At 66.7% G+C, this 19,551-nt stretch carries 15 protein-coding genes; 8 read left to right on the top strand and 7 right to left on the bottom strand.

Annotation, left to right across the window (positions count from 1 at the left end; genetic code table 11):
• Nucleotides 1–59 precede the first annotated feature (59 nt).
• Nucleotides 60–977: a LysR family transcriptional regulator gene (locus ASD87_RS06830; protein ID WP_056319070.1), complete on the bottom strand. Its 918-nt coding sequence runs from the start codon at nucleotides 975–977 to the stop codon at nucleotides 60–62.
• 164 nt (nucleotides 978–1,141) lie between these two features.
• Here ASD87_RS06830 and ASD87_RS06825 point away from each other — a divergent pair, with 164 nt between their 5' ends.
• A complete protein-coding gene (locus ASD87_RS06825; RefSeq protein ID WP_056319067.1) occupies nucleotides 1,142–2,098 on the top strand; it encodes an alpha/beta fold hydrolase in 957 nt (318 codons plus the stop codon).
• 19 nt (nucleotides 2,099–2,117) lie between these two features.
• A complete protein-coding gene (locus tag ASD87_RS06820) occupies nucleotides 2,118–3,101 on the top strand; it encodes a tripartite tricarboxylate transporter substrate binding protein (protein WP_056319064.1) in 984 nt (327 codons plus the stop codon).
• A gap of 109 nt (nucleotides 3,102–3,210) precedes the next feature.
• On the opposite strand, the gene ASD87_RS06815 is transcribed toward ASD87_RS06820, so the two are convergent.
• Nucleotides 3,211–4,842 carry a methyl-accepting chemotaxis protein gene (locus ASD87_RS06815; RefSeq protein WP_056319062.1) on the bottom strand — a complete coding sequence of 544 codons (1,632 nt, stop codon included), beginning with the start codon at nucleotides 4,840–4,842 and terminating at the stop codon, nucleotides 3,211–3,213.
• A 191-nt stretch (nucleotides 4,843–5,033) separates the two neighbouring features.
• Nucleotides 5,034–9,083 carry a phosphoribosylformylglycinamidine synthase gene (gene purL, locus ASD87_RS06810; protein WP_056319234.1) on the bottom strand — a complete coding sequence of 1,350 codons (4,050 nt, stop codon included), beginning with the start codon at nucleotides 9,081–9,083 and terminating at the stop codon, nucleotides 5,034–5,036.
• 361 nt (nucleotides 9,084–9,444) lie between these two features.
• Between purL and ASD87_RS06805 the strand changes: the two genes are divergently transcribed.
• From ASD87_RS06805 to ASD87_RS06795, 3 genes are all read left to right on the top strand, one after another.
• Entirely contained in the window at nucleotides 9,445–9,987 is a 543-nt protein-coding gene (locus ASD87_RS06805; protein ID WP_056319059.1) for a TRAP transporter small permease, read from the top strand.
• Nucleotides 9,984–11,282: a TRAP transporter large permease gene (locus tag ASD87_RS06800; RefSeq protein WP_056319056.1), complete on the top strand. Its 1,299-nt coding sequence runs from the start codon at nucleotides 9,984–9,986 to the stop codon at nucleotides 11,280–11,282. Before ASD87_RS06805 ends, ASD87_RS06800 begins: the two co-directional genes overlap by 4 nt.
• Nucleotides 11,283–11,366: 84 nt before the next feature.
• Nucleotides 11,367–12,395 carry a DctP family TRAP transporter solute-binding subunit gene (locus ASD87_RS06795; RefSeq protein WP_056319053.1) on the top strand — a complete coding sequence of 343 codons (1,029 nt, stop codon included), beginning with the start codon at nucleotides 11,367–11,369 and terminating at the stop codon, nucleotides 12,393–12,395.
• Nucleotides 12,396–12,536: 141 nt separating this feature from the next.
• Here ASD87_RS06795 and greB read toward each other — a convergent pair whose 3' ends face one another.
• The 3 genes from greB to ASD87_RS06780 form a co-directional block, all read right to left on the bottom strand.
• Nucleotides 12,537–13,088, bottom strand: coding sequence for a transcription elongation factor GreB (gene greB, locus ASD87_RS06790; RefSeq protein WP_056319052.1), 552 nt, complete (start codon nucleotides 13,086–13,088; stop codon nucleotides 12,537–12,539).
• A 68-nt stretch (nucleotides 13,089–13,156) separates the two neighbouring features.
• The gene (locus ASD87_RS06785) at nucleotides 13,157–14,002 is read right to left on the bottom strand and encodes a 3',5'-nucleoside bisphosphate phosphatase (protein WP_056319050.1); all 846 of its coding nucleotides are present in this window, start codon (nucleotides 14,000–14,002) and stop codon (nucleotides 13,157–13,159) included.
• Between the two features lie 69 nt (nucleotides 14,003–14,071).
• Nucleotides 14,072–14,938 (bottom strand): alpha/beta fold hydrolase, encoded by an 867-nt coding sequence (locus ASD87_RS06780; protein ID WP_235512640.1) that lies wholly within the window; start codon nucleotides 14,936–14,938, stop codon nucleotides 14,072–14,074.
• A 352-nt stretch (nucleotides 14,939–15,290) separates the two neighbouring features.
• On the opposite strand from ASD87_RS06780, the gene cfa reads away from it, so the two are divergent.
• On the top strand, nucleotides 15,291–16,484 hold the full coding sequence (gene cfa, locus ASD87_RS06775; protein ID WP_174245446.1) for a cyclopropane fatty acyl phospholipid synthase: 1,194 nt from the start codon (nucleotides 15,291–15,293) through the stop codon (nucleotides 16,482–16,484).
• Between the two features lie 69 nt (nucleotides 16,485–16,553).
• On the opposite strand, the gene ASD87_RS06770 is transcribed toward cfa, so the two are convergent.
• The gene (locus ASD87_RS06770; protein ID WP_056319044.1) at nucleotides 16,554–18,170 is read right to left on the bottom strand and encodes a GMC family oxidoreductase; all 1,617 of its coding nucleotides are present in this window, start codon (nucleotides 18,168–18,170) and stop codon (nucleotides 16,554–16,556) included.
• A gap of 221 nt (nucleotides 18,171–18,391) precedes the next feature.
• Here ASD87_RS06770 and ASD87_RS06765 point away from each other — a divergent pair, with 221 nt between their 5' ends.
• A complete protein-coding gene (locus ASD87_RS06765; protein ID WP_056319041.1) occupies nucleotides 18,392–19,267 on the top strand; it encodes a LysR family transcriptional regulator in 876 nt (291 codons plus the stop codon).
• Between the two features lie 103 nt (nucleotides 19,268–19,370).
• A complete protein-coding gene (locus ASD87_RS27485; protein WP_255357245.1) occupies nucleotides 19,371–19,502 on the top strand; it encodes a hypothetical protein in 132 nt (43 codons plus the stop codon).
• The last annotated feature ends 49 nt before the right edge of the window (nucleotides 19,503–19,551 follow it).

The following is a 19,551-nucleotide window of genomic DNA, read 5'->3' as shown; positions in this document are numbered from 1 at the left end:
AAAGGGGCAAACCGCTATTTTATGCCTGCGCGCGATCGCCGGCTGATTTTCATGGGGCGCTACTTGGCTGCGTAGGCCTCGATCCGGCTCCAGACCTCGCGGGCCAGGGGTTTGGCGTTGCCGACCGACTGGTACAGGCGGATTTCCATGTGGATGTCATTGCGGGCGCCGTCGGCCCGCACGAGGCTGCCGTTACGCAGGTCGGGTTCGACCAGCGTGTGCGGCAGCCAGGCCAGGCCGAAGCCCTGGCGCGCCATCGCGTGCAGCGCGTCGGCCAGGTCTGACTCGTACGTGGTCTGCAAGAGCGGCACCTCGCACAGGCCGCGCAGCTTGTCGTGCAGGATGCGACCCAGCGACATGCTGTCGGCGTAGGCCAGAAACGGCACGGGCGGGTCCGAGGCCAGCTTGGGCACGGCATGGCGGGGATGGCGGCCGCTCGGCGCGACCGGCGCGCTGACCGCCACCAGCTTGTCCGCGCCCACGCGGCGGCAGCGGTAATTGGGATTGTCGATCTTGGCGTACAGCGGTTCGTGGGCATGGCATAGCAGGAAATCGACCTCGCCGTCCTCCAGCATGTCCACGCCGTAATTCAGCGTTGTCGTGATCACCTTCAGTTGAAAGGCCGGCAGGCTGCGCTGCACGCCCGCCATCAGCCCGGGCAGGACGGAATGCGCCAGCGTCTTGCCGGACGCAATCGTGATCTTGCGGGCGCGTTCCTGCTCCGGCTTTTGCAGGGCCTCGCGCGTCTCTTGCAGGATGTCCAGCACGTCGATGGCTGCGGCCAGCACGCTGCGGCCGGCGGCGTTCAGCGTGGACACCTGGTGGCCGCGCTCGATGAGCGGCACGCCCGCCCATTCCTCCAGCGCCTTGATGCGGCGCCCAAAGGCCGGGTGCGTCACGTTGCGCGACTCGGCGGCCTGAAACAGGTTGCGTGACTTCGACAACGCGACGAAGTCCTCGAGCCATTTGATGTCCATGTGTCCTCTCCTCCATCCCCTGCCCGCCCCATGTCTGCCCGGGGCTGGGCGTGTGTTTTACAGCGGCTCAGCAGCTGTGCCGATCCGGCACAACGCTTGCGCATTTTGCACAAGACAGAAACACCTTGCAACTAACATCCCTTCGACCACTCCTGGAAAACCCTATGCCCGACTCCCCCGTCCTGCTCAAGTCCATCCGCAGCCATTACGTTGGCGGCGCCGAAGTGGTGGCCGGCGGACTGCCGATGCAGCAGCAAAAAGTGGTCGGCAACGCGTCGCCCCGGCTGATCGACATGAATGGCGGCTACAGCGTCGGTCAACTGTATGTGCAGGAGTACCGGCTGGCCCAGCCGACCCGCCCCTACCCCGTGCTGCTGTGGCACGGCGGCGGCATGACGGGCGCGCAGTGGGAAAGCACGCCGGACGGGCGCGATGGCTGGCTGTGGCGGCTGCTGCAGGCCGGCTACGACGTCTTCGTGTCCGACGCGCCGGAACGTGGCCGCGCTTCCTGGGCGATGTTTCCCGAGATCTACGACTCGGCCCCGATCTTCCGCTCGAAGGAAGAAGCATGGCGGCTGTTTCGCATTGGCCCGGCCTCGGGCTATGCGCGCGCGGGCGAGCCGCGGCAGGCGTATCCCGAACAGCAATTTCCCGTCGACGCGTTCGACACCTTTTCCAAGCAGTTCGTGCCGCGCTGGCTGACACACGGCGACATGGCGCTGGACGCGTACCGCGCGCTGCTGGACCTGGCGGGCCCGTGCATCGTGATCGGCCACAGCCAGGGCGGCGGCTTTGCCACGCAACTGGCCCAGGAATACGCGGCGACCGTGCGCGCCGTCGTGGCGGTCGAGCCTACCGGCACCCCGGCCCAGGCCAGCTGCCAATTGCCCCCGCAGCTATTGATCTGGGGCGATCACTTCAACGCGGACGACACCTGGCAGCGCTACCGCGCCCAGACGGACGCCTACTGGAACGCCCTGCGCGCGGCCGGCCAACGCGCCGACGTGCTGGACCTGCCCGCTGCCGGCATTGCCGGCAACTCGCACTTCTGCATGCTGGATCGCAACAGCGACCACATTGCCGGATTGATCGTCGATTGGCTCGACCGCAGCCTCGACTAACCTTCTCGTGGAGACACCGATGACCCTGAAGAAAACCACCATTGCCCTGGCGCTCCTGACCGGCGCCACGCTGGCAGCCGGCGCGTCGGCCCAGCAGTCCGATTACCCGAGCAAGCCCATCCGCATGATCGTGCCGTTCGCCCCGGGCGGCACCGCCGACATCATCGGCCGCGTCTTCGCCGCGCAACTGGGCACCGAGCTCGGCGTGACGGTGGTGGTCGAGAACAAGGCCGGCGCGGGCGGCTCGATCGGCACGCGCTACGTCGCCGACGCCGCGCCTGACGGCTACACGATCCTCCTGGCTTCCTCCAGCACCCACGGCACCAACCCGGCCGTCTACAAGAACCTGACCTACGATGCGTCGCAGGACTTCACGGCCATCACGCAACTGGTCACCGTGCCCGGCGTGCTGAGCGTCACCAAGGACTTCCCGGCGGCCGACCTGAACGCGCTGATCGCGCAATCCAAGGCCAATCCGGACAAGTACACCTACGCTTCGTCCGGCGCGGGCGGCCTGGGCAACCTGGCGATGGAGCTAATGAAGTCGATGACGGGCGCGCATCTGATGCACATCGCCTACCGCGGCGCGGGTCCCGCCTTCACCGACGTGATCAGCGGCCAGGTGTCGATGATCTGGGAACCCGTGCCGGCCTCGCTGCCCTACATCAAGAGCGGCCAGATCCGCCCGATCGCCATCGCCGCCGACGCGCGCTCGCCGGAACTGCCCGACACGCCGACCTTCAAGGAAGCCGGCCTGGCGCGTTACGAAGCGAATGCGTGGAACGGCCTGCTGGCCCCGAAGAACCTGCCGGAAGCCGTGAAGACGAAGCTGCACGACGCCTCGGTCAAGGCGCTGAACACGCCCGAAGTGAAGGCCAAGATGGCCAGCCTGGGCGGCACCGTGGTGGCCGGTTCGTCGGACGCCTTCCAGCAAGTGATCGCCAGCGACGTGAAGAAGTGGAAGAACGTCGCCAACGACGCCAAGATCCAGCTCGACCAGTAAGCGCCAAACAAAAGACCCCGGCGCGTTGCGCGGCGGGGTCTTTGCAGGAAGCTTGCAAGCCGGCCTTCAGAGCCGGCTTTTTGTTGGCGCTTAACGTTGCAGGGCGGGATCAGGCGCCGATGAGCGCCGGCTCGCCGCCGCGGCTGTCCAGCGCCGGCGCATCGGCCTCGATCACCCGGCCGGATTGCAGCTTGAACACCGCCACCGCTTCGCGCAGGCGCTGGGCCTGTGTTTCCAGCGATGCCGCCGAAGCCGCCGCCTCTTCGACCAGCGCGGCGTTCTGCTGCGTCACGCTGTCCATCTGCGACACGGCCTGGTTCACCTGCTCGATGCCCTGCGACTGTTCCTCGGAAGCGCTGGAGATCTCGTTGATGATGTCCGCCACGCGGCGCACCGACGTGACGATCTCCTGCATGGTGGCGCCGGCGGCCTCCACTTGGTCGGAGCCCACCGACACCTTCTGCACGGAATCGTCGATCAGGCCCTTGATCTCCTTGGCGGCCGCCGCGCTGCGCTGCGCCAGCGCGCGCACTTCGCTTGCGACCACGGCAAAGCCCTTGCCCTGCTCACCCGCGCGGGCGGCTTCCACCGCGGCGTTCAGCGCCAGGATGTTGGTCTGGAAGGCAATGCCGTCGATCACGCCGACGATATCGGAGATGCGGTGCGAGCTGTCGGCGATGCCGCGCATCGTGCCCACCACGTCGCCCACGGCCTGGCCGCCGCGCGTGGCCACTTCGGACGCGGCCATCGCCAATTGCGCCGCGCTGCGTGAGCTGTCGGCGTTGTTCTTCACGGTGGAGGACAGCTCGTCCATGCTGGCGGCCGTCTCCTCCAGCGAAGCGGCCTGCTGCTCGGTGCGCGAGGACAGGTCGATGTTGCCTGCGGCAATCTCGCGCGAGCCGGTGTGGATCTCTTCAACCCCCAGGCGCACGGCCGACACGGTGCGCGCCAGGCTGTCCTGCATGCGCTTGACGGCGGCGTACAGCACGCCGATTTCGTTGTTGCCGCGCTGCTCGATGCGGTTGGTCAGGTCGCCACTGGCGATGCGGTCGAACAGGCGTCCGGCTTCATGCAGCGGACGGAAGACCGCCCGGCCGAAGACCACATACAGCCCCACGACCAGCGCCGCCACGACGACCAGCAGACAGATCAGAAACACGATGGCGGTATTGATGCGCGCGGCTGAATCGTGGGCCACGCGCTGGCCGATTTCGTCGGCAAAGTCCACGTACTGCTGGTTGGCCTGGGTGAACTTGGTGCCCAGCGGGCTAACCTTCTCCTGGTTGATGCGGCCGGCCTCCTTGGCGTCGCCGGCGCGGATCGCGGCGATCAGGGGAAAGATGGCTTCGCGCACATAGACGTCGTAGGCGGCCAGCGCAGCTTCGAACAGGGGTTTGCCCTGCGGCGAGGTTTCGGGCAGCTTGCGTGCGGTCTCGATCTGGCTGGTGGCCTTGGCGACGTAGCTGTCCATGCGCTGCATGTTGCTGGCGGCGGTGTCCAGGCTTTTGCCTTCCAGCAGCGCGCTATGCGCGGCCAGCAGCACCACGCGGGCGCGCAGCAGGTCCGATGCCGCGTCGTCCAGCGAATTGGCGCGGACCAGGTTGGTGTCCAGCATCACCTCGATCGAGGTGCGGTTGGACGTCAGTTGCTGGTAGACCGCGATGCCGGTCACCAGGAAAAGGGCAAAGAAGACGGCCAGGGCGGTCGTCAGGATTGCGCGGATACTTAAATTCTTGAACATTGAAAGCCACTCCGGGGGTTGCGTAACGCTCTCCCCTTAACGGCGCAATGCAATGAAAAGTTAAATATCTCATTGGGTTACATGCGGGCGGCGCCCGGACCCGGGCCTCACGCAAGCGCGCAACGCAAAACCGCCGCGGACGTGCCGCGGCGGTTTATGAGGCTACGGTTCGGGGGTTCACCCCCGGACGCTTACTTCAGCCAGGCGCGCGCGTTGCGGAAGATGCGCATCCACGGGCTGAACGCGCCGCCCGAATCGGCGGTGCCCCACTTTTCGGGCGCCCACGACATCATGACGTTGCGGGTCACGCGTTCCGGGTGCGGCATCATGACCGTGAAACGGCCGTCGGCAGTGGTCACCGAGGTCAGGCCGCCGGGGCTGCCGTTCGGGTTGAACGGATAGGCTTCCGTGGCTTGGCCGTAGTTGTCGATAAAGCGCGCGGCGGCCAGCACGCGACCGGCGTCGCCCTGCTGGGAGAAGTCGGCAAAGCCTTCGCCGTGGGCCACGGCGACCGGGACGCGGGCCCCTTCCATGCCGGCAAAGAAGATGGACGGCGACTTGGCCACTTCCACCATCGACAGGCGGGCTTCGTACTTTTCGGACTGGTTGCGCGTGAAGCGCGGCCAGTGCTCGGCGCCCGGGATCATCGGCGCCAGCGCAGCCATCATCTGGCAGCCGTTGCACACGCCCAGCGCAAAGGTGTCGGGACGCGCAAAGTACGCGGCGAACTGGTCCGACAGCTTGCTGTTGAAGCGGATGGTGCGCGCCCAGCCTTCGCCGGCGCCCAGCACGTCGCCGTAGCTGAAGCCGCCCACCGCGACCAGGCCCTGCATTTCCGCCAGGTCCAGGCGGCCGGACAGGAGGTCGGTCATGTGGACGTCGATGGCCTCGAAGCCCGAGGTGTCGAAGGCCCAGGCCATTTCGACCTGACTGTTGCAGCCTTGCTCGCGCAGGATGGCCACGCGCGGACGCTTGCCGGTGTTGATGAACGGCGCGGCCACGTTCTCTTGCGGGTCGAAGGCCACGTTCGGGCTCATGCCCGGGTCCTTGGTGTCGTTCCAGACGTCCAGTTCCGCCTGGGCGCACGCGGGGTTGTCGCGGCGCGCCATGATGCGGTGCGAGACTTCGGACCAGGCGCGGCCGAGGTCGGCGCGCGGCTGGCCCCAGACCTTGCGGCCGTCGCGGTAGAACTCGACCTCGTCGGCGGCATTCAGGCCGCCGATGACATGCGAGTGCGCCGACAGGCCCGCGCCGCGCAGCACCTGCATCACGGCGTCGCGTTGCGAGGCCGGCACCTGGATGACGGCGCCCGCTTCTTCCGAGAACAGGGCCTTCAGGGTCAGTTCGTCGCGCTGCACGGCGACCTGTTCCGGACGGATCTTGTAATCGCCCCAATCCGCCGATTGCGGATCGAAGGTCAGCATGTCCAGGTTCACCGAGATGCCGGTGCGGCCGGCGAAGGCCATTTCGACCAGCGTGGCGAACAGGCCGCCATCGGAGCGGTCGTGGTAGGACAGGATGGTGCCGGCTTCGGCCAGCGTGCGGATGGTGACAAAGAACGCGCGCAGGTCTTGCGGCGAATCGATGTCCGGCACGGTCTGGCCGACCTGGTTATACGTCTGCGCCAGGATCGAGCCGCCCATGCGATGGCGGCCGCGGCCCAGGTCGATCAGGATCAGGACGCTGTCGCCCGCGTCGGTGCGCAGCTGCGGCGTCAGGCTGGCGCGCACATCGGCGACCGGCGCAAACGCGGTAATGATCAAGGACACCGGCGCGACGACCTGGCGTTGCTCGCCGTCCTGATCCCAGGAGGTCTTCATGGACAGGGAGTCCTTGCCGACCGGAATGGACAGGCCGGTGGCCTGGCACAGTTCGCTGACGGCGGACACGGTGTCGTACAGCGCGGCGTCTTGCCCGGCCACGCCGCAGGCGGCCATCCAGTTGGCCGACAGCTTGATGTCTTCAAGGCGCGCCACGTCGGCGGCGGCCAGGTTGGTCAGGGCTTCGGCAACGGCCATGCGGCCCGAGGCCGGGGCGTCCAGCATGGCGATGGGGGTGCGCTCGCCCATCGACATGGCTTCACCGCGGAAACCTTCGTAGTCGGCCAGCGTGACGGCGCAGTCGGCCACCGGCACCTGCCACGGACCGACCATCTGGTCGCGGCTGGAGAGGCCGCCGACGGTGCGGTCGCCAATGGTGATGAGGAACGACTTGTTGGCCACCGTGGGGTGGCGCAGCACGCGGTAGGCGGCTTCGGTCAGGTCGATGCCGGCCAGGTCCAGCGGCTCGGACACGCCGGGCAGGCGGGTGACGTCGCGCGTCATGCGCGGCGGCTTGCCCAGGATGACGTCGATGGGCACGTCCACGGGGCGCACTTCGGCGTCGCCTTGCGGACGGATCGTGTCCAGGCCGGGAAGGCCCTCGCCATCCACCACGCGCAGCTGGCGCTCTTCGGTGGCCACGCCCACCACCGCGTACGGGCAGCGTTCGCGGCGGGCGATGGCGTCAAAGCGTTCCAGGTCCTGCGGCAGGATCGACAGGACGTAGCGTTCCTGCGATTCGTTGCTCCAGATTTCGGCGGGCGACAGGCCCGATTCTTCGAGGGGCACGCGCTTCAGATCGAAGATCGCGCCGCGGCCGGCGTCGTTGACCAGCTCCGGGAATGCGTTGGACAGGCCGCCCGCGCCCACGTCGTGGATCGCGATGATGGGGTTGTTCTCGGCCTGCTGCCAGCAGCGGTCGATAACCTCTTGCGCGCGGCGTTCGATTTCGGGGTTGCCGCGCTGGACGGAGTCGAAGTCCAGCTCAGCCGAGTTGCTGCCCATGCTGATGCTGGAGGCGGCTCCGCCGCCCATGCCGATGCGGAAACCGGGGCCGCCCAATTGAATCAGCAGCGCGCCAGGAGGAATGACTTCCTTGTGGGTGAGGCCGGCGTCGATGCTGCCCAGGCCGCCCGCGATCATGATGGGCTTGTGGTAGCCCCAGCGCGTGCCGCCGGCGGTCTGCTCGAACGAACGGAAGTAACCCAGCAGGTTGGGACGGCCGAATTCGTTGTTGAACGCCGCGCCCCCGATGGGGCCGTCGATCATGATAGACAGCGGCGAGGCGATGCGATCGGGCAGACCATGGTGGTCGGCTTCCCAGGGTTGCAGCGCGTCGTCAAAGCGCAGGTGCGACACGGTGAAGCCCGTGAGGCCCGCCTTGGGCTTGGAGCCGCGGCCGGTGGCGCCTTCGTCGCGGATTTCACCGCCGTTGCCGGTGGAGGCGCCGGGGAACGGCGCGATCGCGGTCGGGTGGTTGTGCGTTTCCACCTTCATCAGCGTGTGCACGGTGGTGTCGCGGCGGATGTACTTGGCGCTGGCGGCGCCCTCGCCCGCCAGCCCCGGCACGCCAGCCTGGAAGCGCTGCGCGGGGCCGCCTTCCATGATGGCGGCGTTGTCCGAGTAAGCGACGACGGTGCCTTGCGGCTGCGCCTTGTGCGTGGCGCGGATCATGCCGAACAGCGTGTTGGGCTGCGACTGGCCGTCGATGACCCATTCGGCGTTGAAGATCTTGTGGCGGCAGTGTTCGCTGTTGGCCTGCGCGAACATCATCAGTTCGACGTCGGTGGGATCGCGGCCCAGGTCGGTGAAGGACTTGGCCAGGTATTCGATCTCGTCGTCGGACAGGGCCAGGCCCAGCGTGGTGTTGGCTTCGACCAGGGCATCGGCGCCGCGCGTCTGGACGTCGACCGTGCGCATGGGCTTGCCCGCCAGCGGCTGGAACAACGCCTGGCCGTCGAAGCTGGCGTCCACCACGGTTTCGGTCATGCGGTCGTGCAGGCAGTCGGCCGCGCGCGCGAGCATGGCTTCGTCCAGCGACTTGGCGCCGAGCAGGCCGCGTTCGGGCGTGATGACGTAGCGCACGCCGCGTTCGATGCGATGCACCGACGACAGGCCGCAGTTGTGGGCGATGTCGGTGGCCTTGCTGGCCCAGGGGGAAATCGTGCCCAGGCGCGGGATCACCAGCAGGGACACGCTCTTGGCGGGCGCGTCGGCGGTGCTGGGCGTGCCGTAGTCCAGCAGCTGGGTAAGCTGCTGCTGCTGTTCGGCCGTCAAGGCGGCGTCGGTGCTGACGAAGTGCTCGTAGCGGGCGGATATGTCGGCCACCGGCAGGCCGGCTTCCTTCAATTGCGCCAGAAGGCGATCACGTCGAAAGGAGGACAGGACGGAGGAACCAGGCAGATGCTGAACTAGGGACACGATGCGGGCGCCGTATAAAGAGGGGTGCAAAGGAGGGATTTTACCCGTTTAAGGGGTTTTCCCGGAGCCGAAGTTCAATGGAGGTTCTGCCGCACTCATCCGGCCATTGTTACAAAAGAATTCCGCGTGGTGTCTGGCGTGGATGGTGCACAGCAATATCGGTCCGCCACCGCTGGGGGCAATGGCGGTTTTCCCCTCGCGGGCCCTGCCCGCCTGCCGACGCTTTGCGCAATGCAGCATGTTGCAGCCGCCCCGCATTGCGGGAAAACACGAACACCCTCGCCCGCGGTGCGACGGTAGGATGCAGCGACCCTATCCAACAAGAAAAGCGGCGCCCCACGCCCGCTGGCCGTTGCCTCACATGTCCCGCCCCGACGCCCCCGCCGAGCCTGTAGAACCGATCATCCCCGTAGAAGCAGATCCCGCCGTCAAGGTGCCGCTGGCCGTCGAGGACGGGCTGGCCGTGATCCTGCTGGCGACCCTGGCCATCATCACTTTCCTGAATGTGCTGGTGCGCTATTTCACCGATCAGTCGTTTGCGTGGACGGAAGAAATTTCCGTGTTCCTGCTGATCGTGCTGACGATGGCGGGCGGCAGTGTGGCCTTCGTGCGCAACCATCACATCCGGATCGAGATCCTGGCGGACTCGGGTTCGCCGCGCCGCCAGCGCATCATGGCGCTGATTGCGAACAGCTGCGTGCTGGCGTTCTTCGTCTTGCTGACCGTGCTGTCGGTGAAGCTGGTGTACGACGAACTCATCTACGAGGAAACGTCCCCGGCCATCGGCGTGCCGACGTGGTGGTATTCGATCTGGCTGCCGGTCATGGCCGCGGCCATTTCGCTGCGCACGCTGGGCACCCTGCGCCGTCTGGCGCGCGCCCCGGTCCAGGATGCCCAGCGATGATCGCCGTCATCCTCTTTACCGTCTTCATCGTCCTGATGGTGATCGGCGTGCCGGTCGGCGTGGCGCTGGGCATCGGCGGCACGGTCGCGATCGTGCTGACCAACCTGGACACGCCGTGGTACGGCCTTCTGACCGTTCCGCAGAATTTCTACGCCGGCCTGGCCAAGTACCCGCTACTGGCGATTCCGATGTTCGTGCTGGTGGGGTCGATCTTTGACCGGTCGGGCGTGGCCAAGCGGCTGGTGGACTTTGCGATCGCCATCGTCGGACGCGGTCCCGGCATGCTGCCGCTGGTGTCGATCGCGGTGGCGATGTTCCTGGGCGGCATTTCGGGTTCGGGGCCGGCCTGCGCGGCGGCCGTGGGCGCGGTGATGATTACCGCGATGTCGCGCGCAGGCTATCCGGGGTCGTTCTCGGCATCCGTGGTGGCCGCCGGCGCGGCCACCGACATCCTGATCCCGCCCTCCGTGGCCTTCATCATCTACTCCGTGCTGGTGCCGGGCGCCTCGGTGCCCGCGCTGTTTGCCGCCGGCATGATCCCGGGCATCCTGGCCGGTTTCGCGCTGATCATTCCGGCCGTGTGGCTGTCGCGTAAATACAAGATGGGCGCGCTGGAAGCGCACTTGCCCCGCCCGCCCTTCTGGAAGAGCCTGCGCGAGGCGTCCTGGGGCCTGGCCGCGCCGGTGCTGATCCTGGGCGGCATGCGGTTGGGGTGGTTCACGCCCACCGAGGCGGCGGTCGTTGCCGTGTTCTATGGCCTTTTCGTGGGCGGCTTCATCCATCGCACCATCAAGTTCCGGGACCTGTACACGATCCTGCGCGAAGCCGCCGAGCTGTCCGCCGTGATCATGCTGGTGGTGACGCTGGCCGGGATCTTTGCGTGGGCGCTGTCCACGCTCAGCGTGATCGACCCGATCACCCACGCCATCGTCAATTCGGGCTTGGGCGAATGGGGCGTGCTGGCGCTGCTGATCCTGCTGCTGATGACCGTGGGCATGTTCCTGGACGGCATCTCGATCTTCCTGATCTTCGTGCCGCTGCTCATGCCAATCGCCAATGCCTACGGCTGGGATCCGGTGTGGTTCGGCGTGATCCTGACCTTGAAGGTGGCGCTGGGCCAGTTCACCCCGCCGCTGGCCGTGAATCTGATGGTGTCGTGCCGCATCGCGCGCGTGCCGATGGAGTCGACCGTGCGCTGGGTGGTGTGGCTGCTGGGCGCGATGTTCCTGGTGCTGGTCGCGGTGCTGGTGTTTCCCGAACTGGCGCTGTGGCTGCCGCGCAAGCTGGGTTATTGAGAGAGGCTGGACGGGGCCGGCCCGACTGGGTGCCCGGCCATGGATGACAACAACAGAAAGACTCGCATAGAGAGGAGACGCAACATGAAATTCCGCAACCTGATCGGCGTGGCGCTGTGCGCGGCGGCCGTGGTGGGCATGGCGCCCGCGCATGCGCAGAACTACAAGCCCGAGTACAAGCTCTCCATCGTCGTGGGCACCACCTTCCCGTGGGGCCAGGGCGCCGAGATCTGGTCGAACCTGGTGCGCGAGCGCACCGAAGGCCGCATCAACATCAAGGTCTACCCCGGCACCTCGCTGGTCCAGGGCGACCAGACCCGCGAGTTCACCGCCATCCGCCAGGGCGTGATCGACATGGCCGTCGGGTCGACCATCAACTGGTCGCCGCAGGTCAAGCAGCTGAACCTGTTCTCGCTGCCCTTCCTGATGCCCGACTACGCCGCCATCGACGCGCTGGTGCAAGGCGACGTGGGCAAGGACATGTTCAAGCTCATCGAAAAGGCGGGCGTGGTGCCGCTTGCCTGGGGCGAGAACGGCTACCGCCAGGTCAGCAACTCCAAGCGCGAGATCAAGCGCCCCGAGGACATGAAGGGCATGAAGCTGCGCGTGGTGGGGTCGCCGCTCTACATCGACACCTTCACCGCGCTGGGCGCCAACCCCACGCAGATGAGCTGGGCCGATGCGCAGCCTGCGCTGGCCAGCGGCGCGGTCGACGGGCAGGAGAACCCGCTGTCGATCTACACCGGCTCCAAGCTCTACACCGTGGGCCAGAAGTACCTGACGCTCTGGAACTACGTGGCCGATCCGCTGATCTTCGTGGTCAACCGCGAAGTCTGGAATTCCTGGTCGGAAAAGGACCGCGACATCGTGCGCCAGGCCGCGCTGGACGCCGGCAAGCAGCAGATTGTCATCGCGCGCAAGGGTGTGACGCCTGAAGACCCGTCGCTGCTCAAGGAAATCGCCGGTCACGGCGTCACCGTGACCACCCTGTCGCAAGCCGACCACGACGCCTTCGTGAAGGCCACCAAGCCGGTCTACGAAAAGTGGAAGAAGCAGATCGGCGAGGACCTGGTCAACAAGGCCGAAAAATCGATCGCTGAGCGCAAGAAGTAACCCGCGAAAGTTTCGCAGCAAGCCCCAGGGGAACCGGCGGCGCAAGCCGCCAACCGAGGCAGGGACGCTAGAATCCCGCCCACCAGACGGGCGCCGGCCACAAACCGGCGCCCGTTATTTTTTTGGTGGCAGACACCCGCCCTATTCCGGGTAGCTGACTTCCAGGATATCCAGCTCATCGATGCCGGCCGGTGTGCGCAGCACGACCGTGTCGCCTTCCCGCGCCTTGATCAAAGCGCGGGCCACCGGCGAAATCCAGCTGATCTTGCCAGCCAGGGGTTCGGCTTCATCCACGCCCACGATCGTGACGGTGTGTTCTTCGCCCGCCTTATCCACGTAGACGACCGTTGCGCCGAAGAAAGCCTGATCGCGATTGGGTTGGGCCTTGGGGTCGACGACTTCGGCGATGTCCAGCCGCTTGGTCAGAAAGCGCATGCGCCGGTCGATCTCGCGCAGACGCTTCTTGCCGTAGAGGTAGTCGCCGTTTTCCGAACGGTCGCCGTTGGACGCGGCCCACGACACGACCTGCACGACGGCCGGTCGTTCCACGTTCATGAGCTGCGTGAGCTCGCCGCGCAGGCGTTCGTAGCCCTCGGGCGTCATGTAGTTCTTGGTGCCGGCTGGCAGCGCCTGGGCCTGCGGCAGGTCGTCGTCGTCCTCGTGGTCGGACTCTTTAACAAAGGCTTTGTTCATGGCGGTTGCATCGCGATGGCGCGATCACTGTCGAAGCTTGTGAAAATGGGCGGCGCGGGCCGCCCGCGTCAGAACCAGTCGTGCCAGACCGGCTTCAGGTCGGGAGGCAGCGGCGGCAGTTGGCCCAGGTCCATCCGGCTTTCCTTGGGACTGTGAAAGTCCGAGCCGCGCGAGGCCAGAAAGCCGTAGCGGCGCGCCACCTCGGCGTACTGGCGCGCTTCTTCCACGGTATGGCTGCCCGTGTTGACCTCGATGCCCACGCCGCCCAGTTGCAGGAATTCGTCGAACAGCGCGGCGAACTGAAGCGGGGTGTACTTGTAGCGGCCCGGATGCGCAATGACGGCCTGACCGCCCGCGCCGCGGATCCAGCCCACCGCGTCGGCCAGCGTGGCCCACTGCATGGGCACGTGACCGGGGCAGTCGTCGCCCAGGTGCTTGTTGAACACGGTCTGCACATCCGGACAATAGCCGGCCTGCACCAGATAACGCGCAAAGTGCGTGCGGCTGATCAGTTCGGGATTGCCGGCAAACGGCAGCGCGCCTTCATACGCGCCGGGCATGCCCATGTCCGCCAGACGGTCGCCGATGCGCTTGGCACGGGCGGCGCGTCCCGAGCGGGTCTTGCGCAGGCCTTCGATCAAATCCCGGTTGTTGGGATCAAACCGCAGGCCGACGATGTGCACCGTAAGGCCGGCCCAGGTGACCGAGATCTCGACGCCGGTGGCAAACCGCATACCCAGTTCTTGGGCCGCCGCCGAGGCTTCGGCGATGCCGCCCACTTCGTCGTGGTCGGTCAGCGCCCAGACATCAACGCCATTGGCGAACGCGCGCTGCGCCACGTCGCGGGGCGCGAGCGCGCCGTCCGAGACGGTGGAATGGCAATGCAGGTCGATGTTCAGCGTGGGCGATTTCATGGGGCTATTGTAGAGAAGGCCCGGCGGCGCGCCTAGCGCCGCCCTGTCCCCACAAAGCCGCCCGCCCGTTCAGGCCAAGAGGAAGTCCGCCACCGGATCGACCTGGTCGTCCACGATAAGCGTGGGGGCATGGCCCACGCCGGGCACTTCAAGCGCCCGCGCACGCGGATTGCGCTTGCGCATTTCGTCTACCGTGGCGCGGGTCAGCAGGTCGGACAGTTCGCCGCGCACGATCAGGACCGGGCAATCGATCGCGTCATACGATCGCCACAGGATCTGTTCGCCCGCCGCCAGTTCCTCGGGCGTCTGGGCCCCCAAAGCCTGGGCAATCGCCAGGTCGTAGTGCTTGACCCACTTGCCGCCCTGTTCCGGATACAGGTATTTGGCCAGCTCCGCCCACTGCGCGTCGGTGTGCGGACCGAAGGTTTCCGAATTGGCGCGCATCGTCGCCACGGCCTCTTCGAATGTGGCGAATTCGCCGGGCGCGCCCACGTACTGGCCGATGCGCGACAGGGCGCCGTTCTCCAGACGCGGCCCCACGTCGTTGAGCACCATTCTGTCCAGACGCAGTCCCTGGGCAGGCGGCAACATCCCGGCATGCGGGCGCATCGCGGCCATGGCCTTGGCGAAAGCGGCGGCGCCCGACAGCGCCATGCCGATCAACCCGCCCATGGACGTGCCGACCCACGACAGGCTGGCCGGGCGCAGGCGCGCGATCAGCGTCACCATGTCGGACACGTACTGCGGCACCGTGTAGAACGCCGGATTGACCAGCCAATCCGAGCGGCCGCGCCCCACGACGTCGGGGCAGACCACCCGATAGTGGCCGGCCAGCCGGCGCGCCAGCACATCGAAGTCACGCCCGCTGCGGGTCAGGCCGTGCACGCAGAGCAGCACCCGGTCATTGGCGGGATCGCCCCACTCCCAATAGGCCATGCGGTGCAAACCCGCCGGGCTGGCGCAGGTGACGAATTCCAAACGGGGTTCCAGGCTGGCTTGCACTTCGGTACGCTCCACGGGTTGCGCGCGGCCGGCACGGCGGCGCCGCTTTGGCCGCTATCTTATCGGTTATGAAAGGCCGGTGCGGCCGGCTCTGGACTATCGCGGACTTCGTGGCTACGATCCCTGCATCTCCGAACCACCGCTGCCGCCCGGCGCCCGTCCGACATTGCCGATGGCTATCGGCACGATGCATTCATTAAATTGGAGTTGCACACCTTTCAAGGCGCACAGTAAAAAGCTTCAGGCATTGCCAGATCAGTCTTCCCAAAATTGATATGGAGTCCGTATGCAGCAAAGCAGTCCCGTCCCCCCGCTGACCGAACAGCCCGCCGTTCAAACCGGCGTCGTCGTCTCCCCTCCCCCCGCCCCCCCGAAGATCCTGCAGGACCTGATGGCCCGCGCCGACGTGCAGATCAATGGGTCGCGCCCCTGGGACATGCAGGTGCACGACAAGCACATGTACGAGCGGGTGTTCGCCAGCTGGTCGTTGGGGCTGGGCGAGTCGTACATGGACGGCGAATGGGACTGCGAGCAACTGGACGAACTCTTCACCCGCCTGCTGCGCGCCGACATGGGATCCGCGGCGCTGGGCGTGGCCCGCATCAAGCTGATCGCCGAGCACCTGCGCCACAAGCTGTTCAACCTGCAATCCAAGCACCGCGCATTCGAGGTCGGCGAGCAGCACTACGATGCGGGCAACGACGTGTTCGAGGCCATGCTCGACAGCCGGATGATCTACTCCTGCGCCTATTGGGAACACGCGCAGACGCTGGAGGAGGCGCAGGTCGCCAAGCTGGACATGATCTGCCGCAAGCTGCAACTGAAGGAAGGCGAGACCTTGCTGGACATCGGCTGCGGCTGGGGCGGGCTGGCCAAGTTCGCGGCCGAGCGCTATGGCGTCAAGGTCACGGGCGTGACGGTGTCCAAGGAGCAACTTGCGCTGGCGCAGGAACGGGTAAAGGGCCTGCCGGTCGAGCTGCTGCTGCAGGACTACCGCGACTTGCAGGGCCGCTTCGACAAGGTCGTCTCGGTCGGCATGTTCGAGCACGTCGGCCCCAAGAACTACGACACCTACTTCACCAACGTGCAGCGGCTGATGGCCCCGGAAGGCATTTTCCTGCTGCACACGATCGGCATCGCCGCGACCAGCCAGAGCACCGATCCGTGGATCGACCGTTACGTGTTCCCCAACGGCAAGCTGCCGTCGGCGCGCGAGATCGCCACCGCCGTCGAGGGCCGCTTCATCATCGAGGACTGGCACAACTTTGGCGCCGACTATGACCGCACGCTGATGGCCTGGTGGGAACGCTTCGAGCGCGCCTGGCCGACGCTGGAGTCGCGCTACGGCACCCGGTTCTACCGGATGTGGAAGTACTACCTGATGTGTTGCGCGGGCTTTTTCCGGTCGCGCGAGGGCCAGCTTTGGCAGGTGATCCTGACGCATCCGCAGCGGCAGGACACCTACCGGTCGCTGCGCTGAAGCCGGCGCGGCCCCACTTGCATCGGCAAGCCGCCCCGTACCGGGCGGCTTGTTGTCAATGGCGCGCTGCTATGCGCCCGCTTCTTCCCGAATCATGTCCGCCGCGCGTTCCGCGATCATGATCGTCGGCGAATTGGTGTTGCCCGACGTGATGCGCGGCATGATGGATGCATCCGCGATGCGCAGCCCTTGCAGACCATGCACGCGCAGCCGCGCGTCGACCACCGCGCCTTGGTCGGCGTTGCGGCCCATCGCGCAGGTGCCCACCGGATGGAAGATCGTGGTGCCAATTTTGCCAGCGGCCTGGCGCAGTTCGTCCTCGGTCTGGAAGGCCGGACCCGGCAACCATTCCTCCGGCTGGTAACGCTGCAGGGCGGGGGCGGCGGCGATGCGGCGCACGAGGCGGATCGAATCGGCGGCGACTTGCAGGTCTTCTTCGGTGCTGAGGTAGTTGGGGCGGATGACAGGGGCCTCGCTGCCCTTCTGCCCCGCCGGGCCTTGCGCATGCACGCTGCCGCGCGACGTGGGGCGAAGATTGCAGACGCTGGCGGTGAAGGCGTCGAAGCCATGCAGGGGTTCGCCGAAGGCGCCCAGCGACAGCGGCTGCACGTGAAACTCGACGTTGGCGCGGTCCTGGCCGGGATCGGATTTTGCAAACGCCCCCAACTGCGAGGGCGCCATGCTCATCGGCCCGCTGCGGCTCATCAGGTATTCCAGCCCGATGCCCGCGCGGCCCAGCCACGTGGAGGCGATCCGGTTCAATGTCTTGACGCCGTTCACCTTGATGATGACCCGCAGTTGCAGATGGTCCTGCAGGTTCTCGCCCACGCCCGGCAAGGCATGACGCAGCGTGATGCCGCTTTCGCGCAGGCGCGCGGGCTCGCCGATGCCCGAGACTTCCAGCAGATGCGGCGAGTTCACGGCGCCCGCGGCCAGCACGACCTCCCGCCGCGCCCGCAGCGACATCGCGCGCCCGGCGCGGTTGACGCGCGCGCCCACGCAACGCTTCGCGTCGAATTCAAGCTGCTCGGCCAGCGCACCCGTCATCACGTGCAGATTCGGGCGTTTCTGCACGGGGCGCAGGAATGCCTTGGACGTGTTCCAGCGCCAGCCGCTACGCTGATTGACCTCGAAATAGCCGCTGCCGAAGTTGTCGCCGCGGTTGAAGTCCTGCACCCGCGGAATGCCTTCCTGTTCGGCTGCGGTGGCAAAGGCTTCCAGAATGTCCCAGCGCAGCCGCTGCTGCTCGACGCGCCACTCGCCGCCCGCGCCATGAAATTCGTCGGCGCCCCGGTGGTAGTCCTCGCTCCGCTTGAAGACCGGCAGCACCTGATCCCAACTCCAGGCTGCGTCGCCGGACAGCGTGGCCCAGTCCTCATAGTCCTGTCTCTGGCCGCGCATGTAGATCATGCCGTTGATCGACGAGCAGCCGCCCAGCACGCGGCCGCGGGGATAGATGAGCGAACGCCCGCCCAAACCGGGTTCCTCGGCCGTGCGGTACATCCAGTCGGTGCGCGGGTTGCCGATGCAGTGCAGGTATCCGACCGGGATGTGAATCCAGTGATAGTTGTCGCGCCCGCCGGCCTCCAGCAGCAGGACCTGCACGGCAGGGTCGCGGCTCAGGCGGTTGGCCAGCACGCAGCCCGCCGAACCCGCGCCCACGATGATGTAGTCGTAAGTCTCCATAAGCTCTTCTTATCAAGTCCGGGCCCGATGCGGACGCCGGCACGGTGAGCCGCCCCGGCTGCGACGCGGTGCGCGCGCCGGGAATCTGCCGAGACTCTGGCGCACGGCGAGGCGGCTGTCCAATGAAATGTTGAAAAGGGCTTTATTAGTGTCTCTAATAATGCTCGGCAGTTTCACGGCGAATCAGGGGTCAGACGCCCCCACATCTTCTGGAAGCATTCATGGATCTGAAGCACATCCGCACTTTCGCCGCCGTCGCGCGGGAGGGCAATCTGACCCGGGCGGCCGAGCATCTGCACCTGACGCAGCCCGCGCTGAGCCTGCAGCTCAAGAACTTCCAGGAATCGCTGGACCTGACGCTTTTCACCCGCACCGCGCAAGGGCTCGCGCCGAATGCAGACGGCCGGGCGCTGCTGGCGCCGGCGCAGCGCGTGCTGGATGCGCTGGACGACTTCCAGCGCGCCATCGGCGCGTTGCGCGACACCGTCCAGGGCGAACTGCGGATCGGCACGATCCTGGATCCGGAGTTCCTGCGCCTGGGCGCCACGCTGCAATACCTGGTCGAGCATTACCCGAAGATCCGCCCCACCCTGCGGCACGGCATGTCGGGATCGGTCGGCCGGCAGGTGCGCGCAGGCGACCTGGATGTGGGCTTCTACCTGGGCCCCCCGCACCCAGCCGGCCTGCATGCCCAACCGCTCGCTTCGTTTTCCTATTACGTCGTCGCACCCAAGGGCTGGAGCGCGCAGGTCGCCGGCCGGGGCTGGGCCGAGATCGCAGCGCTGCCCTGGATCTGGACCCCGCCGGATTCCGTCCATCACCGGCTGCTGTCCGACAAGTTCGACGCGTTGGGCATCACGCCCCACGCGGTGGCCGAAGTGGACCAGGAGGCCTCGATGCTGGATCTGGTTCGCTCGGGCGTGGGGCTGTCGCTCGCCCGCGATTCGATCGCCCTGCGCGAATCGCAGTCCAGCGGCCTGCAACTGGTCAAAGGCTTGTCGATCCAGGCCGAGCTGTCGTTCATTACACAGACGGCGCGGCGCGACGATCCCCTGGTCGCGGCTGCCTTTGCCGCGGTGCAAGCGGCGTTCGCCTGACACCGGCCGCGCCGCGGCCTTAATCTCGATCAAGCGCCAGCACGTCATGTTGCGCTGCGCCAAACAAGTGCAGACCGCACACGGATATGCACCGATCCGAGGCATGCCCGCCCACGACCGCAACAGCCGCGCCTTCCTCCGCGAGGCCGCCGGCGCGCCCGCTTTCCCTATGAGCCGCAAGGAAATTCCCGCCGTCTGCACGGCATTCAACATACCTGGCATGGACTTTGCGTGATAGCTCTTGTGCGGGTGCAAACCCGGCAAGACAACGTGAGCATTACCGG

Source organism: Achromobacter sp. Root170, assembly GCF_001428165.1.
Classification (GTDB): Bacteria; Pseudomonadota; Gammaproteobacteria; order Burkholderiales; family Burkholderiaceae_B; genus Achromobacter; species Achromobacter mucicolens.
Note: the sequence above shows the minus strand (reverse complement) of the source record. Positions and strands in the feature narration are given on the sequence as shown.

Excerpts from the sequence above, each read along its gene's own strand:
- ASD87_RS06815 (WP_056319062.1), bottom strand. The coding sequence starts at position 4,842 with ATGTTCAAGAATTTAAGTATCCGCGCAATCCTGACGACCGCCCTGGCC.
- ASD87_RS06795 (WP_056319053.1), top strand. The coding sequence starts at position 11,367 with ATGAAATTCCGCAACCTGATCGGCGTGGCGCTGTGCGCGGCGGCCGTG.
- ASD87_RS06830 (WP_056319070.1), bottom strand. The coding sequence starts at position 977 with ATGGACATCAAATGGCTCGAGGACTTCGTCGCGTTGTCGAAGTCACGC.
- greB (WP_056319052.1), bottom strand. The coding sequence starts at position 13,088 with ATGAACAAAGCCTTTGTTAAAGAGTCCGACCACGAGGACGACGACGAC.
- ASD87_RS27485 (WP_255357245.1), top strand. The coding sequence starts at position 19,371 with ATGCCCGCCCACGACCGCAACAGCCGCGCCTTCCTCCGCGAGGCCGCC.
- ASD87_RS06805 (WP_056319059.1), top strand. The coding sequence starts at position 9,445 with ATGTCCCGCCCCGACGCCCCCGCCGAGCCTGTAGAACCGATCATCCCC.
- cfa (WP_174245446.1), top strand. The coding sequence starts at position 15,291 with ATGCAGCAAAGCAGTCCCGTCCCCCCGCTGACCGAACAGCCCGCCGTT.
- ASD87_RS06780 (WP_235512640.1), bottom strand. The coding sequence starts at position 14,938 with ATGGCCTATTGGGAGTGGGGCGATCCCGCCAATGACCGGGTGCTGCTC.
- ASD87_RS06765 (WP_056319041.1), top strand. The coding sequence starts at position 18,392 with ATGGATCTGAAGCACATCCGCACTTTCGCCGCCGTCGCGCGGGAGGGC.
- ASD87_RS06770 (WP_056319044.1), bottom strand. The coding sequence starts at position 18,170 with ATGGAGACTTACGACTACATCATCGTGGGCGCGGGTTCGGCGGGCTGC.
- ASD87_RS06800 (WP_056319056.1), top strand. The coding sequence starts at position 9,984 with ATGATCGCCGTCATCCTCTTTACCGTCTTCATCGTCCTGATGGTGATC.
- ASD87_RS06825 (WP_056319067.1), top strand. The coding sequence starts at position 1,142 with ATGCCCGACTCCCCCGTCCTGCTCAAGTCCATCCGCAGCCATTACGTT.
- ASD87_RS06820 (WP_056319064.1), top strand. The coding sequence starts at position 2,118 with ATGACCCTGAAGAAAACCACCATTGCCCTGGCGCTCCTGACCGGCGCC.
- ASD87_RS06785 (WP_056319050.1), bottom strand. The coding sequence starts at position 14,002 with ATGAAATCGCCCACGCTGAACATCGACCTGCATTGCCATTCCACCGTC.